Origin of the sequence: Parabacteroides sp. AF18-52, from assembly GCF_003479145.1 — a bacterium.
GTDB classification, from domain to species: domain Bacteria; phylum Bacteroidota; class Bacteroidia; order Bacteroidales; family Tannerellaceae; genus Parabacteroides; species Parabacteroides faecis.
In genome coordinates, this window is sequence record NZ_QUGR01000018.1 from 43,689 (window position 1) to 61,743 (window position 18,055).

Genomic DNA, 18,055 nt, shown 5'->3' on the forward strand with positions numbered 1-18,055 from the left:
TCCATGCCTTTTGAAATATATATGCTTGTGCTTTTATTCTGCCTAAAATTAGACAGAATAACTAATTGATATATAAAGGCAAAGATATAATATATTTTATAATCTTAAAGCTATTACATAATGTTTAAATTAAGAAGGAAGTTAATTCCGCTTTTACTTACGTTATTTATATTTAATTCTACTTATGCCCAAAGTGAAAAAATTGATTTATCAGTAAAAAATGAATCGCTTCGGCAGTTAATTAAACAAATAGAAACAAAAACAGATTACACCTTTATGTTGGATCAGACAGTAGATCAGTCACAAAAGGTTTCTGTGGATGCTCGTCAGGAAAGTCTGGATGCTATTTTGAAAAAAGCTTTTGCGGGAAAACAAATCAGTTATGAAGTGGTTGGAAAACAGATTATTCTGAAAATATCACGTAACAGTCAAAGTAATCAATCGCGAAAAATTAGTGGAACAGTTAAAGATCAGAATGGAGAACCTGTTATCGGGGCGAATGTCTCCGTAAAAGGGACAACTGTTGGAACTATCACTGATATCGATGGTAATTTTATGTTAGAGGCTCCTACTGATGTTGTGATCCAGATTTCTTATATAGGATATGTTACTCAGGAAATTAGTTTAGGAAATAAAGATCGTTTGGATGTTCTGTTGAAAGAAGATTTACAAGCATTGGATGAAATCGTTATTATCGGTTACGGAACTGCTAAAAGAAAAGATTTTACAGGTTCTGTATCTTCTGTCAAGTTGGAAAATTCACCGATATCATTGGCGACAAATACAAATGCTTTGGAGTCTTTGAAAGGAAATGTGACCGGACTTGATATTGGTGCGACAAATTCAGCAGGAGGAACTCCTACTATGCAGATTCGCGGACAAAATTCCATATCCGGCTCAAACGATCCGCTGGTGGTAGTGGATGGTGTTATATTTATGGGAAGTATTAATGATATTAACCCCAATGATATAGCATCTTATGACGTATTGAAAGATGCTACTTCCGCTGCTGCATACGGTTCTCGTTCTGCTAATGGAGTAATTATTATTACAACTAAAAAAGGTAAGCAAGGTAAGCCGGTCATCCATTTTAATGCAAGAGGAAGCATGCAGTCATGGCATCTTAAACCAGAATTGATGAATGGTGAACAATGGCTTGATGCTACGGCCGCTGCGAACGGATATTCTGATTATAGTTTTTTGGTACCTCAGGAAGAAATAAACATGAATTCCGGAAAAGAAATAGATTGGTTGGATGAAATTTCACGAACTGGATGGACCCAGGATTATCAGGCGGCAGTATCCGGAGCCGGTGATAGGATGAACTACTATTTATCAGCTTCCTATACAGAGAGTGGAGGCGTAATAAAAGGTGATGATTATGAACGTGTCTCAATATTGGGAAAAATAGATACTGATATTACAAGTTGGTTGCAGATAGGTCTTGATGCAGCATATACCAGAACTGATTATTCCGGTATTGGAGCTAATATTTGGTCAGCTACGATCTTGTCTCCGTATGCTATGATGTACAGGCCGAATGGTATGCTTGAGGCTATTCCTGACGGTACGCGCGGTAGAGGCAATCCTTTGTGGGGGATCGATGACGAATCCAAGAAAGAAAATGTGGATCTTCGTGATAATCTTCGTGCGAATGCGTATGCAGTGGTCAAATGTCCGTGGATTTCCGGTTTAAGCTACCGTTTCAATTATGCAGGAAATCTTAATTACAGAAAGAACGGTGATTTTACTCATGAGTCATACAATGTTCCGGCCGGGTCGTATGATGATGACTCCCGCTATTCTGTTGCTACTCAAAATAGTTATTTAAGTAGTGCCGGAGGTAGCATTGCAAATGAAAGAACAACCAGTTATGTGATTGACAATATTTTAAATTATAACCAGACATTTGGAAAACATAATATTGATCTGACTGCAGTTGCAACTCGTGACTACCAGAAGTTTGAATCCCAGACTTTATCAGGTAGTGATTTTGCAGCGAACGGGAATACAGCTTTAGGTTTAAATGGTCTCCATTATGCGTCTACTCAAAAAATATCATTAAATAACTGGAAAAGAACGAATATAGGGTATTTTGGACGAGCTTCTTATTCGTTTGGTGACACTTACTACATGACAGCTTCTTATAGAAGAGACGGTTCGTCTGTTTTTGGTGCAAATAATAAATGGGGTAATTTCTGGGCCATAGGTACAGCCTGGCGTATGACCAATGAACCATTTGTAAAAAGTGTAGAATTTCTTGATGACATGAAGCTAAAACTGTCGTGGGGAAAAAACGGGAATCAGGGATTGACACAATATTCAACATTGTCGCAGGTAGTAACGGGTCATTCCGGAGGTATATATTATCCATTTGGTAATTCGGGAAAACCTTCATACGGTATTAACCAGAATACTATAGGTAATTCAAACTTAGGATGGGAAACGACTGAGGCATGGAATATGGGATTTGAATCAACCTGGCTGAATAGTCGTTTATTCGTCGATGTAGATGTGTATTTATCTAAAACATATGATCAGATTTTTTCTCGCTCGATTCCAGTAATGACTGGATTTGGTAGTATGTACTCTTCCATGGGTGAAGTAAAAAACAGGGGAGTAGAAGCTACTGTACGGACTGTCAATATTCAGAATAAGGAATTTAACTGGACTACAGGATTGACATTTTGGCTGAATCGTAATAAGCTGGTTCACTTGTATGGAGAAGACCTTGATGGCGACGGAAAGGAAGATGATGATATCGGAAATAGTCTGTTTATAGGTGAATCGATACATTCTATTTTTGGATATGAACAGGATGGAATTGTCCAGACAAATGATACTGAGTATATGGAAGCCAATGGTGTTTCTGCAGGAACTCCTAAGTATGTGGATAAAAATAATGATGGTGTGATCAATGAAAAAGACCGTTCTGTAATAGGAAATAAGGCACCGAATTTCAAACTGAATTTAAGTAATACGTTACAGTATAAAAACTGGGAGTTGTATGTGATGATTGCCGGAGTGTTCGGAGGTAACGGTTATTATCAGGCAGGAAATACAAATGCTTATATAACCGGAGGTGATAGGCAGTGGTTTGCTTCGAATGGTTTGTATATACCTTATTGGACAGAGGCAAATCCGAGTAATAAATATCCGGCTGCAACTTTCACAGGAGATAGTTATTTTCTTGGTTTGCAAAACCGGGCTTATGTACGTTTACAGGATGTAACGCTTTCGTATACATTCAACCAGCCATGGGTGAAGAATATGGGTATTAATAATTTTAAGTTGTTTATTACCGGGAAAAACCTGGCTACAATTACCGGCTGGGATGGCGGTGATCCGGAAACCGGTAGTACAGCATTAAGTCAGACATATCCGATAATGACGAACGTTTCTTTTGGTTTGAATTTGAGTTTCTAAATTTTACTTTATAAAACAATGGAAAGAACATATATATATAAAACATTATTGTTGTTGATGACGATATTTGCAGTCGTTGGTTGTGATGATAGTAAATTTTTGGAAGAAGATCCCGAAACATTTTACACAATTGACAATGTATTTACAACTTCTGAGCAGGTAGATCAAGTGCTTGCCACTTGTTATATCAAAGTTCACAATATCTATTGTCCTTACAATAACTACGGAGAATTGAATTTGTGGTCATATGGAATGGGAAACGGTACTGATGTTCTTGATGTACCGACTATACGTTATTCTTATCGGTTTAACGATTACAGCATGATTAATTCGGAATATGGAGTATTTAAGGATACATATGCCGCGTTTTATTATCTGATTAATACGGCAAATACAGCCATTTATGCCGCAGATTTAGAGCATATAATGTGGAATTCGGAATCCGACAAAGCTTATATAATTGCTCAGGCCCGATTCTTCCGGGCTTTTGCTTACAGAAATTTGGGAGAACTATTTGGAGGAGTTCCGTTGGTTACAGAAATAACTTCTACTCCTAAATATGATTATAAACGTTCGACACGTATGGAGACCTATCAATATGCTATCGATGAAATGGAAGATATCATAAACGATTTGCCTGTTACAACAGCAGAGGCCGGACGTTTGGTAAGGGCGGCTGTTCAGCATAATCTTTGTCAGTTGTACATTGATAAGGGAGTTTTGCTGGAAGAGGAAGGTGGTGACGCTGCCAGTGCATATAATAAGGCTATTTCGTATGCCAATGATGTTATAGATTCAGGAACCTATAGTCTTATGACGGAACGTTTCGGTGCACGTAAAAACGAAGGACCGGAGTTTTATTATGCCACTTCAGTTACAGAACAAACAGCAGATCGGACTTATTCTTCAGCAGGCTATCCTATAGAAGGAAATGTGTATTGGGACCTTTTCCAGATTGGAAATCAAGATTATCAAAATGGAAATACGGAAGCTATCTGGTGTGCTCAATCTGACTATGAAGTATATAAATCGGACGGTAATCTGGCTTGTTTAGATTACCCGGCTATTTATGGACCGGTTTTCAGAGATCAGGGGGGAGCTCACATTGGTGGTCAGATGGAAGATGTCGGAGGTTTTGGTTGTAGCCAGGTTACTCCAACTCCTTATTCGCGTGATGGAGTTTATGAAGATAAATGGGCTGAAGATATGCGTAATTCAGAGGCTGTTTTACGTCGTGTTTTTTTAGGAAATATAAAAACATCTGAATATTATGGAAAGCAAATACCTTGGGATGTTCTTTACAAAAAAGATGCGAACGGTAAATATGACGATGGCGCTTATACCTTGATATATCCGATATCATGCAAAATAGGCCCTGACTTTTATACATTAGCAGCTGACGGTAGAGTATTGCGTAGTATTTTCCGCGATGATTATTTGATACGTTTACCTGAAACAATATTGTTACGTGCCGAGGCAAAATTGAGAGTAGGAGATAATTCGGGTGCAGCGTCTGATATAAATATGTTGCGTTCGCGGGCAAAATGCAGTTACCTGGTGACAGCCAGTGATGTCAGCATTGATTTAATTCTTGACGAAAGAACCCGCGAATTGATGTATGAAGAGAGTCGTTGGAATACCCTTCTTCGTATGGGAGGGACAGTCGCTGTCGATCGCATAAAAAAATATTCATATTGGAATTATCCCAGATTAACATTGACAAAATCATTTAATCTTTGGCCTATTCCTCAAACTGTTATTGATACGAATAAAGATGTGGTACTGGAACAAAATCCCGGTTGGTAATGATCTTGTCATAAATTAATGATAAAAATAAATTTATTGAGAGGCTTCCTGTGCAAAGACAGGGAAGCCTCTTTATATGATAATGTGTTTATGATTTTAAATAAAATACAAAATAATAATTTGTTTATGAGGAAGATAATCGTTCTTCAAGTAATTGTTCTTTATTCTCTTTCCGGTCTGGTTACTTTTGCTCAGTCACAAAAATATAAAGGATATCCGAAAAAAGATGCAGATGTTTTTTCAGAATTTGCTACTCCTCCGAAAGGATATGGTAATGTGCCTTTCTATTGGTGGAACGGTGACAGTTTAAACCGGGAACGAATGAAAGAACAGCTTGACATTTTATCGGCATCTGCAACAGACGGTTTCGCTGTGAGTTACATACATATGGATCCGGAAGTGGATGTAGAGGAGATGAAAAACGGATATGGACTTTCCGGAAAAACAGAAGCGGGAAGACCGAATGTTTTCTCCGGAGATTGGTGGAATTTTTGGAGTTGGTTTGCTAAAGAGTGCACATTAAGAAATGTCGGATTAGGTATGGATGACTATACTATCGGATGGATTGGTAATGGGTATTATACGGATGAGTTGTTGAAAGAGGAGAAATTTCAGAATTATCAGGGAGAATTGGATATTGTGTCTGATACTGTTCTGGGGGGAACAACTTTTATTTATGATATCCCAGAACAGTTTGTAGGTGCTGTTGCCTGGCCGGAGAAAATAGATTTGGCTAAACATATATCTGATGGAAAACTTTTGTGGAAAGTTCCGGAAGGGAAAAATTATAAAGTATATATTCTTTCAACTAAAAAAAGCCATTTATTGCATCCGGACATCGGGAAAGAATATATAAATGTATATTTTGATCGTTTTGAAAAAAATATGGGAGATGCAGCATCAGGCAGCATGAATTATTTTTTTCAGGACGAGTTATCTTATCCTATTAAAATGGGTTCCTGGTCAGAGGACTTTAAAGAAGAATTTGAAAAGAGAAAAGGATATGATATTACACTTTATCTTCCGGCCTTAAAAGAAGATATCGGGGATATAACTCCTAAAATACGTCTGGATTATTGCGATGTATTAATGGATTTGGCGGAAGAACGTTATTTTCAACCCATTTATAATTGGCATGCTTCACGTGGTTTAATTTATGGAAGCGATAATTTTGGACGTGGAACGGAACCATTGGCATACATCGATTATTTCAGAGCCAATTCCTGGTATACTGCACCGGGAAATGATGCACCGTCGACCGGCTCCAGTTTTTTACAAACGAAAGTATCCAGTTCGATAGCTCATTTATATGAACGTCCGAGGACGTGGCTTGAAGCTTTTCATAGTATGGGATGGGGGAGTACAGGCTCGTGGCTGACAAAACAAATGGATCATCATTTTATGGCAGGCGGAAATTTAGTCTGTATGCATGGACTATATTATTCTACGCATGGTGGTTGGTGGGAATGGGCTCCGCCTTGTTTTCATTTTAGAATGCCTTATTGGCCGCATATGAAACAATGGCTTCAGTATACGGAAAGATTGAGCTATTTGATGAGCCAGGGCACTCATGTTTGTGATATCGCGTTAATGTATCCGACAGAATCGATGCAGGCTTATCCGGAGGCTAATACAAAGATAGCTTTTGAACAAGCCATGAAACTTAGTAATTCCGGTTTGGATTATGACTTTATGGATTACAGATCATTGCAAAAATCAAAAGTTGAAAACGCTTGTTTGAACATCTCTGGAGAAAAATACCGTATATTGATTTTGGCAGATATGAAAGCGATGCATTATTCTTCTTTACTAAAAGTATTGGACTTTTATCGTTCGGGAGGGATAATAATTGCAACTGGCGAATTACCGAAAGCCAGTACCTGTCTTGGAGAAAATGATCCCAAGGTGGATGCGATTATCCGGGAAATATTTGGTGCGACTTCCCAGGAAATATCTCAGGGAAAGAAAGTAAAGAAACAGGTTAATAATTCGAATGGTGTAGGGTTATATCTTTCGGAAGATGAGGTTGTGAAACAAATAAAGGCCCTGATTATTCCCGATTTCATATCGGGAACCGGAGAAGGTAAAGTTTTGCATAGGTGTGTGGGAGAACGTGATGTCTATATGATTATGGACGTGCCTAAAGATACGGAGTGTTTTTTCAGAGCTACGGGTAAAGTTGAACTTTGGAATGCTTCTGACGGGACAATATCCGATTATCCTGTCATCCGTCAAACAAAAGAAGGAACATGGCTCAAATTGGAAAAAGAACCTGATAATTCGTATTTGTTTGTTTTTTCAAAGGGAAAACCTACTATGGCACCGGAGTTCACAAAAGAACCGAAGGTAATATACGAATCATTGATTACTGGTTCGTGGGAGACTGAGTTGTTGCCGACTTTAGACAATAAATGGGGTGATTTTCGTTTCCCTGCTTCGGAAGTTATTGGGGCTGAAGCCCGTTCTTTTAAGCATCAACCGGCAGTTTCTTCTCCTGAAAACTGGATATTACCTGATTTTGATGATTCGGAATGGCCTGAAAGCGTGTATGGTTTTGGTCCTCAGTTTGTAAGTGAGTTTAAGTCTGCGGATATTCCATTAAAAAATGTTTCACAGGAGAATGGTTCATCGCAGGAAATATTGGAATTTTCGTGGCAATATGGTGTTTTTGATAATCCGGGATCACAAGGCTGGCATGGTTTGAAAGGTAAAGTCAGCAATGGTTTCTTCATATTGGATCAGGGAGGACATCAGATATACAGAAGTCAGGTGTATGTCCCGGTTACTGGTTATTATAGAATTGAAATAGAGGGTGTTGATCCCGATTATCTTTTAGTCGATCAGAAACCAGCAGATCGGAATATTTTGCTGGAAGAAGGATGGCATCAATGCACTGTTGCGTATGCTAATACGGAGAAAGGGAAATTCAGATTTCAAAAAGGAACATATAGGGATTTTAGAAAGAGAAGTTCTGTGGTATTTTTCCCGGCATCATCTGTTACCCCGGAAAAACCATCTTCATATGATAAAATAATTTCGACACGATGGGCTTTGGGGGATCATTTGTTATATGATCTTTATGGCGGCAACAATCTTGTTTGGAATTATCGTTTCAAGTCTGTTCCCGGAATGGAGGAAATGGATATGACGATAGCCGGAAGTGATTTGAAAGTATGGTTCAATGGAAAAGCTATAGAGAAAAGGAATATTCAGCTTTTGTCCGAGGATTCTTCGGGAGTAAGTAAATATCGGGTTATTTTTCCGGATACTCGGAAAAAGGTTGGCTTGGTTGCTTTCTCTGTCAAAAGAAAACCAGGTTATCAAGGAGCTGGTGTGATTTGTGAACCTGTTAAAATAAAGACAGGAAAGGGACTTTTAGAAACCGGTAATTGGTCAGAAACCGGAGCTTTGAAATATTATTCAGGTGGAATGTATTACAGAAAGCAGATAACTATACCAAAAATCGGGGCACGGAGTAAAGTCGTTTTAGATCTGGGAGATGTAAATGCTTCCTGTGAGATAAAAGTTAATGGAAAAGAGGTCGGTATAATGATGAGGCCACCATATAAAATGGATATTGGCAAGTATGTTAAACAGGGCGACAATCAACTGGAAGTGTTGGTTTATAGTACATTGTCAAATCATTATCAGACGATTCCGACTCCATATAGAGGAGATGGTGTTGCCGGACTTTTAGGGCCTGTGTCGTTGAGTATATGTGAATAATCAGGGTACTTATTGCTTTAAAAGCAATAATAATCCACTTAATAAGCAGCTATTTGCTATTTTATATAGCGATAGCTGCTTTTATATTTGTATTCGATAAATAGTGACGTAGCAAATATAGTGTTATAGTGTGTCACCTTCTTTTATTTTGTATTTTGTGTGCAAAATAATGTTAAAGAATCACTTTTGAATCACGGAAACCTCCCCCCTGTTATCTCCTTAATATAGGATTCGGTAATAATGCAATGTATCATTTATAGAAAAAACACCACGAATGCACAAAATAGAGCAGTTATCAGATCAACAGTTAATGAAGGAGATTATGTCTGATAACTTTAAAGCTTTCACAGAGCTTTACAATCGGTATAAACACGTTCTCTTTCAGTTTGTCATCCGACTTTCACACGGCGATTATTCGATGGCGGAGGAAGTTGTGCAGGAGACATTTATCATTATCTGGGAGAATCGGAAGAAGATTGTGGTTGAATTTTCATTCCAGGGTTATCTGAAAAAGATATCTCGTAACCTGTTTCTGAAGGAAACGGCAAAACGCATTCAGGAACAGTTGATGATTTCACAGATAGAGAACGTTAGGGAAGCCGAGAATTGTGTAGAGAATGAAGTTGAATTGAATCTGTTGTTGGAGGAAGTAGAACGTATTATTTCTATGCTGCCGCCAGCCAGACAAAGAGTCTATCGTTTGAAACATATTGAACACCTTTCCCAAAAAGAGATAGCCAGCCAGCTGGGTATTTCTGAAAATACGGTGGAAAGTCATCTGAGGCAGTCAACAAAGTTCCTTTCCCAAATGCTGAGGGCTAACAGGGGAGACTTGCTGAATGGTATCATATTATTGATTTATCCGGTTTTATCATTTTTATTTTAAAGGAGATTATGAGCAAACATTTGGAATTACTTGACAAATTCTATGATAATAGGGCTACTGAGCATGAAAAACGTCAGTTAGCCGCAATGTTGAACGACTCAGACAGGTGGGTGGAGGACTTTGATGGAATCTGGGAACATTCTTTCGGTCATATGCCGGAGTCGGTAGATGAACGTATTTTTAAGGTTATCAGTAAGACTGTTAACCCCAAAAAGATAAATATCAGGAGGAGCTTTATGCGGATTACTGCCTGTGTAGCCGTAGTCGGTGCCATTGCTGTATCATTATTCTATTGGAACGAAAACAGGTTGTTAACCAAATATAATGATATGACTGTAGAAGTAGGCCAGGGACAGAAATCGGATATTTCTCTGCCGGACGGCACAATAGTCCATCTGAATGCTGACTCGAAACTACGTTATGGTAGTAATTTCAACGGGAAACAACGTCAGGTCGAACTGGTTGGAGAAGCTTATTTTGATGTTGCAAAAGATGCTCGATCTCCTTTTATCGTAAAAGCTGGAGATATTCAGATACGTGCTTTGGGTACTTCATTTAATGTCCATGCCTACCCCGATGATGAGAATATCATGACTTATCTGGCAGAAGGTTCGGTCATTATTTCGTCTTCTACCCAATCTATCAACCTAAGCCCAGGAGAAGTAGCCGTTTATTCGTTGAAGAAAAACCGGATGATAAAGAAAAAGGAAGACGACCGGTTATTTATCGCCTGGATGAATAATGAAATGGTATTCAACGATGAGCCGATCCTGAATATTATCAAACTACTGGAGCGCAATTATAATGTGAAGTTTGAGATTAAAAGCGATAGGCTGAATTGCATCACTTTCACCGGAACCCTGAAAAATGCCAGCTTACAGTCTACTCTTTATGCCTTACAATTTACATCTTCCATCTCTTATAAGAAAAAAGATGACGTGATAGAACTCTATAGTGATTAACCCTTTAAATAGTATGGATATGACGTAGAAAAAACACATACACAAAAAAGGGAAAGTGCTTGCAACACCTTCCCCTATTATCAGTCAATTAAGAGAGTTGAATATTCGTAAGTAGTCACTCTCTGGTAATTAACCATTTAATACTACACAAAAGTATGAATAAAAAATCAGAAATTATTTTTTCCTTTCTGAAAAAAGGAAATATTATGAAAAAGATAGGGGCTATATGTATAGTAGCCTTTCTATCCACTTCCGTTTTTGCACAGGTGACTGTCAATGTAAAGCGACAAACCATCAGGCAGGCCTTACGTACCATTGAAAAAGCTACAGATTATCGTTTCTTTTACAGTAATCAACTCCCGGATTTGGATAAAACAGTCTCTTTTGAAGTCAATAATCAGTCGATAGATGCGGCCATGAGCCGATTGTTGAATGGAACGGTGTTGATCTATGAGAAGAAAGAAGATAATCAGATTTATCTTGCCGTAAAAAAAGCGGGTACCAATCCCATGAAAATATCCGGAACAATAGTAGACGACAATAACGAACCGATCATCGGAGCCAATGTTTCCATGAAGGGAACTACTATAGGAACAATAACGGATGTGGACGGAAAATTCAATATCGAAGCCTCTCCGGGCATGACTTTGCTGATTTCGTATATCGGATACGCAACCAAGGAAGTTACTGTAAGTAATCAAACTGTCTATAAGATAAAAATGCAGGAAGATACTCAGGCTTTGGATGAAGTGGTCGTAATTGGATACGGTACGCTGAACAGACAGGCTATAACCGGCTCTGTGACTAAAGCGGATATCAATACCTACCGGGATGTACCGACAAATAATATTATGGAAACAATCAAGGGATCGGTTCCCGGTCTGAATATCGGTGGCGTAAATAAAGCAGGTAGTGTGGCAGGATTCAGCATCCGTGGTCAGAACTCAACCCGGGATGGAGGTAATAATCCTTTGATCGTATTGGATGGAGCTATCTATGATGGTTCATTAGCTGATATCCCTTCTGATGATATCGATTCTTTCACTGTGCTGAAGGATGCCAGTGCGGCGGCTGTGTATGGTAGCCGTTCTTCCAATGGTGTCATCCTGATTCAGACGAAACGAGGTAGAAGTAAAACGTCCAAGCCAGAGTTTTCCGTGAATTTGTCGTATGGTATAAGTAATGAGTTGAAACGTTTGAAAGTCTATGATGCAGCAGGGTATTTAAGAAAACTGTTGGATGTACGCGAAGCAAACGGATTGGATGCCGATCCGGAGAAGTTAAATATATATCTTCAGCCGGAAGAAGCTAAAAATTATAATGCAACTCAGGATCATCGTCCGACCTTTACCGATCCTTATGAATTGTTCCGACAGAATGCATATAATTTGAAGGCGAATGTCAGCATATCCAACAGTTCAGATTTTGCTAATTATTATATTTCTGCGGCATTGACCGACCAGAAAGGTGTTGTCATGAATGATCGTTATAAAAACTTTTCAGGGCGTGTCAATATCGACAGCAATTTGACAAGCTGGCTGAAAGTAGGAGTAAAAACCAATTATAGTATTCGTGATTACTCCGGCGATTCTCCCGCAATGAATAAGGCAGCACAGTTCAGTCCTTATGCTTCTTTGTATGATGATGAAGGCCGTTATTTGCAATATCCGCAAACAACGACCTCTTTTGAAAGTCCTTTCTGGAGCATGAAAACCGATGATACTGAAAAGTACAATATTCTGGGGGCTATATTGAATGCTAAAATAACTATTCCTTGGGTAAAAGGATTATCTTATGAGATGGTTTACTCGAATACGTTACGCTGGTCGCAGAAATATTATTTTTATGATGAATATACGACGACCGGCCAGGGGAAAAACGGTAAAGGTGAACGGAAGCATGAGAACAACTATAATATGTTGCTGGATAACATGATAAAGTATAATAATACCTTTAATCAAAAGCATAATATCGATGCAACTTTCTTGTATTCGCGTGAACGTCGTACATGGGAAAATGCAACTGCTTATGCAGAGAATTTTGACAATACGATTTTAGGAGATAACAAACTGGAAGACGGAAAGAAACAAACAGTAGACACAGGTGCCGGCGAAAGTGGCGCAATTGCCTGGATGGCGCGTGGAACTTACACTTTTGACAGTCGCTATTCTATTACGGGAACAGTTCGCCGTGACGGCTGTTCTGCTTTCAGTGTCAACCGGAAATGGGCGACATTCGCCTCGGGCGGTTTGAACTGGAACATCTCTAATGAGTCTTTTATGAAAGATATTGAACCGATCAATAATCTGGCTTTACGTGTTTCATATGGTTCTAACGGAAATCAGTCGATTGACTCTTATAGTACCTTGGCTAAGGTTGGTACTAATAAGTATATTTTTGCAGGTGATCCTTCCTATTCCATTACACAGGGTATCAGTTCGTTTGCTCTGAATGATCTGGGATGGGAAAAAACAACCGGTTTTAATACAGGAATTGATTTCTCTCTTTTGAATAACCGCCTTTCCGGTAATATTGATGCCTATTTCACCAATACGACGGATTTGTTGTTTAGTTTGTCGTTGCCTTCTGTTTCCGGAAAAACATCTATGCTCTCTAATTTAGGAAAGATCAGAAACAAAGGTGTTGAAATCGGATTACATTCTGTTAATATAGAATCTAAAGATTTCAAATGGACTTCCGATTTTGCCTTCTCCCTGAACCGTAATAAAGTGGTTACTATTTATGGAGAAGATAATGATGGTGACGGGAAAGAGGATGATTTGATTAGTTCGGGCTATTTTATCGGAAAGACTTTGGGAACCATTTATGGCTATAAGGTAATCGGTATGTGGCAGCAGGAGGATGTGGATAATGGTACGATCATGGACGGTATGCGTCCGGGGGATTATAAGCTTGAAGATGTTGACGGCGATGGCAAGATCACTTCCGATAAAGACCGTCAGTTCCTGGGTACTTCCAAGGAAAATTTCCGTTGGAGTTTAACAAATACACTGGAGTATAAGGATTTCTCTTTGATGATATATATCAATTCAATCTGGGGAGGAAACGGTTATTTCCAGTCGGGTAGCAATACTCCTTATTATGACGAATATATAAATAGTGCGGCCCATAACAGGACTGTTTTTGACTATTGGACACCTCGGAATACAGATGCAAAGTATCCGCGTCTGGATTATAATTCAAATGCAAGATATAAAGGAACAAAGTATATGGATCGTAGTTTCATTAAATTACAAAAAGTCGCTTTAAGTTATGATCTCTCTCGTTTTGTTAAACGGTTCGGATTTAATAATATGCGTTTGTCTTTGAGTGCTGATAACCTATTGACGTTTGCTCCTCATTGGGATGGTCTGGATCCGGAAACAGGTTCCGGTTTGACTATTTCGTCTTCTCCTTCTATCCGTACATATCAAATGACTTTATTGTTTAACTTCTAATCTGATTAAAAATGAAATTAATAAAACAACTATTTATAGGATTGGTACTTGCTGGCTCTATGACCTCCTGTTATGATTTACTGACAGAGGTACCTAAAGATTTTTTGACTCCGGAAAATTCATATACAGATAGAAAAGGTTTCGAGGCTGCTTTAGCAAATATTTATCTGAGCATAAGAAATGATTTTTATGCCAATACGGATAGCTGGCAGAATTATGACCTGATGGGGGTGGATGTGGATTTGAACAGTCCTCGTTCCGGTACAGATACATATCCGGAGTATTTTTACTGGAATACGTTGAATGCCGATAATGGATTTGCCAAAAAATGGTGGCAACGGTTGTATGGATATATTTACAGTTGTAATGTCATTATCAATCGGGCAGAGAGTTCACTTGTAAAATGGAATTCTGAAGAAGAAAAGAATGCGATTGTAGGAGAGGCGAAATTCTTACGCGCGTTTGCTTATCGCTTTTTAGCTAATATGTGGGGAAATGCACCTGTCGTTTTAGAAGAAACCACTTCTCCTCAGTTTAATTATAAGAGTGTGTCCCAAGAGGAAATTTATAGGCAATGTAAAGAAGATTTACTGTTTGCAATCCAGTGGATGCCGGAAATAGATAGTCAAAAAGGGGGAAGAGCTTCTAATGTGGCAGCCCGGCATTTGTTATCGGAGATTTTGATTTGTATAAAAGATTATAACGGTGCAGTGGAACAGGCTACTGCTGTTATTAATAATCCGTCGATGTTTTTGATGACGGAAAGATTCGGTAAATTGAAAGATTTTACTTTCGAAGGTTATGATTACCAGGGTGAGAAAGAACGATGGGGGGATGTATACTGGGATCTTTTCAGAGAAAATAATTTCAATAGAATTGACGGAAATAAGGAATGTATCTGGAATGTGCAGTTTGATGTTGAATTGGAAGGAGGTGGAAATGTAGGTGTTTCCGGCGGTAATTTCACTATGGAACGTTGGATAGGTACGAACTGGTGGAACCTGAAAGATACTGATGGCAATCCGAACTGGCTGAAAGATATCTTAAGCGGACGTCCTGTGGATCAGATTTCTATAACTAATTACGCTGCAAATCAAATATGGCAGTACAAGGGAGACTGGGATCGTGATATGCGTAATTCCAAATATAATATGCGGCGCGAATATTACTGGACAAATCCGAATAGCCGTTTTTACGGTCAGTTAATGACAGAAGAGACATTAGGTAATAAAGAGGATTTATTCCGGGTTACTCAACCTATTTTTATTAAAGTCGTTACTGCCCGGCATCACGGACAATTCAAAGATGCAACGAGTGGCGAAACTCATGATAATGGCCGTATTTATAAAGACTGGTATATTATGCGTCTGGCAGAAACCTATTTATTGCGTGCCGAAGCAAATATGTTGGCAGGTAAGCTTGATGCAGCTGCAGCCGATATAAATGTCGTACGTAACAGGGCCAATGCAACTCCTGTTGCAACTTCCGATGTTAACCAGGATTTGATTCTGGATGAGCGGGCTCGTGAACTCTATATGGAAGATTTTCGTCTGAATACCTTGATGCGAATGAATAAACTGACTGAATATCTGATGAAGTATAATCCGAAAGTTGTTCAGGGAGGATATCAGTTAGGAAATCATTTGAATAAATTGCCTGTTCCTAATTCGGAAATAGAAGCAAACAAGGAAGCTGGCTTGATCCAGAATGAGGGTTATTAATTCATAGTATATTAGAAAAAGAGGAGGATTAAGTGTTGGAAAGCTTATGAATCCTCTTTTTTGAATTATTTTTGTTCGCAGAAATAGTAAGATGATGGCTATGGCCGGGAGGGAGAAATAGATAAAAGTAATTATATCATGAAAAAAACAATTATTTTATTAACTGCGTTATTGCAGTCTGTTTTCGTTAGTGCACAAACGACTGGTTCGTTGAAAAGTCCTTCGGAGTTATTGAATGCAGAAATTGATGTGAAGGATCAATCTGTACAGATTTTTTTGTATGAAAAAGGAAGTAAGGTAGTAGATGTGAAAACCCTTCAATTGGAGTTGGCAGAAAATATTTTGCAGGGTAATTGGTCTGTTATTAATCAAACAAAAAAATCAGTTGATCAAACCTGGCAACCTATCTATGGAGAACGTTCTCTTGTGACAGACCGGTATAATGAGTTAAAATTATCATTTCGTTTGGATGAAAACCTGAAAGAAATGACCTTGTTTGTCCGCTTGTATGATGAAGGTTTGGCTTTTCGCTATGCTTTCGATAATTTGGACTTTTGGAACTGTACGCTGACTGAAGAAAATACGCAATTCCTGTTCAAAGAGGACTGCAAGACCTGGGTAACCGGTATGGCGCAAGGAGCTTATTCGGAAAAGAGATTGAGTTCATTGACTGGGGCGGCCGATCGTCCGCAGGTTATTCAGATAAATGATCATCGTTTTGTGGCAATCGGTGAAGCGGCCTTGGTCGATTATTCCCGAATGAAGCTTGAAAAGAGCGAAACCGGTTTGGGGGTACAATCCGTACTATCGGGAAAGGTAAACCTGGATTTGGCTAAATATCAATCCCCCTGGCGCTATGTGATGGTTGCCGAGCATCCGGGAAAGCTGGTAGAACATAATTATTTCGTACTCAATCTGAATGAACCTAATCAAATAGCCAATACGAGTTGGATCAAACCCGGGCAAGTGCTTCGTGAGGTTACGTTGACTACGGCAGGAAGTTTGGCGTGTATCGATTTTGCTGCGGAAAACAATATTGCTTATGTGCTGTTTGATGCCGGTTGGTATGGTGCGGAAGAAGATATGAAATCGGATGCAACAACGGTAACGATCGATCCTGCCCGTTCCAAAGGACCGCTCGATTTGCCTGAAGTGATAAAATATGCAGAATCCAAAGGGGTAGGAATACTTGTGTACGTGAATAAAAAAGCCTTGCATCAACAATTGGATGAAATACTTCCTTTATATAAAAAGTGGGGTATCAAAGGTGTAAAATACGGTTTTGTGAATGTGGGTGACCAGTATGCAACGGCTTGGTTGCATCAGGCTGTACGAAAGGCGGCAAAGTATGAATTGATGGTCGATATCCATGATGAATATCGACCGACAGGTTATTCACGAACTTATCCGAACTTGCTGACTCAGGAAGGTATCCGTGGTGATGAAGAAAGCCCGTCATTAGATCAGGCTATCTATACTTTATATAATCGTATGATTTGCGGGGCAGGTGATTATACCAACTGTTATTTTGCAGAAAGGGTGACGGAAAAGATGGGAGGCCGTGCAGCTCAGCTAGCTAAGCTGGTTGCTATTTATAGTCCGTGGCAGTTTGTTTACTGGTATGACCGTCCCGAGAAGTCTCCGTCCCGTGCAGGTGGAGCAGGTTCTGCCGAATCTGTGATAAAAACAGATGCCGCCACTAAATTTTATAATTCAATTCCGACTGTGTGGGATGATACACGATTCATGGATGGAAAGATGGGGGAATATGCTGTAGTAGCTCGTCGTTCTGGCTCCGATTGGTATATTAGTATCCTGAATGCAGGAGACAAAAGGCAGGTGACATTGCCGCTGGATTTCCTGAAAGATACGTCTGCCTGTGAAGCGACTCTTTATTATCAGGCACCTGGAAAGAAAAAAGATGTGGTAAGTATAAAAACGATAAAACTACAGTCCTCGTTGGTTCTTGATGTAGAGGCGAATAGCGGATGTGTATTGCATCTTACCCGTTGATAAAGGAATCGTTTAGAAAATAGGTAAGCAATAATAATCCACCAAATAGGCAGCTAT

Annotated in this window: 8 protein-coding genes; all 8 read left to right on the plus strand. The window is 39.1% G+C overall.

Going from position 1 to position 18,055, the window contains the following annotated elements:
- The first annotated feature begins 276 nt into the window (after positions 1–276).
- The 8 genes from DWX23_RS20795 to DWX23_RS20830 all read left to right on the plus strand — a co-directional run bounded on the left by DWX23_RS20795 (position 277) and on the right by DWX23_RS20830 (position 17,998).
- Complete coding sequence (locus tag DWX23_RS20795) at positions 277–3,426, plus strand: TonB-dependent receptor (RefSeq protein WP_233587716.1); 3,150 nt, start codon at positions 277–279, stop codon at positions 3,424–3,426.
- An 18-nt stretch (positions 3,427–3,444) separates the two neighbouring features.
- Complete coding sequence (locus DWX23_RS20800) at positions 3,445–5,232, plus strand: RagB/SusD family nutrient uptake outer membrane protein (protein WP_233564312.1); 1,788 nt, start codon at positions 3,445–3,447, stop codon at positions 5,230–5,232.
- A gap of 126 nt (positions 5,233–5,358) precedes the next feature.
- Positions 5,359–8,958 (plus strand): glycosyl hydrolase, encoded by a 3,600-nt coding sequence (locus DWX23_RS20805; RefSeq protein ID WP_122375898.1) that lies wholly within the window; start codon positions 5,359–5,361, stop codon positions 8,956–8,958.
- A 274-nt stretch (positions 8,959–9,232) separates the two neighbouring features.
- The gene (locus DWX23_RS20810) at positions 9,233–9,844 is read left to right on the plus strand and encodes an RNA polymerase sigma factor (RefSeq protein WP_122375872.1); all 612 of its coding nucleotides are present in this window, start codon (positions 9,233–9,235) and stop codon (positions 9,842–9,844) included.
- A gap of 8 nt (positions 9,845–9,852) precedes the next feature.
- Positions 9,853–10,806 carry a FecR family protein gene (locus tag DWX23_RS20815; RefSeq protein WP_122375873.1) on the plus strand — a complete coding sequence of 318 codons (954 nt, stop codon included), beginning with the start codon at positions 9,853–9,855 and terminating at the stop codon, positions 10,804–10,806.
- A 206-nt stretch (positions 10,807–11,012) separates the two neighbouring features.
- The gene (locus DWX23_RS20820; protein ID WP_233587717.1) at positions 11,013–14,264 is read left to right on the plus strand and encodes a SusC/RagA family TonB-linked outer membrane protein; all 3,252 of its coding nucleotides are present in this window, start codon (positions 11,013–11,015) and stop codon (positions 14,262–14,264) included.
- An 11-nt stretch (positions 14,265–14,275) separates the two neighbouring features.
- Positions 14,276–15,985: a RagB/SusD family nutrient uptake outer membrane protein gene (locus DWX23_RS20825; RefSeq protein ID WP_122375875.1), complete on the plus strand. Its 1,710-nt coding sequence runs from the start codon at positions 14,276–14,278 to the stop codon at positions 15,983–15,985.
- Positions 15,986–16,123: 138 nt separating this feature from the next.
- A complete protein-coding gene (locus DWX23_RS20830; protein ID WP_122375876.1) occupies positions 16,124–17,998 on the plus strand; it encodes a glycoside hydrolase family 97 protein in 1,875 nt (624 codons plus the stop codon).
- Positions 17,999–18,055 lie beyond the last annotated feature (57 nt).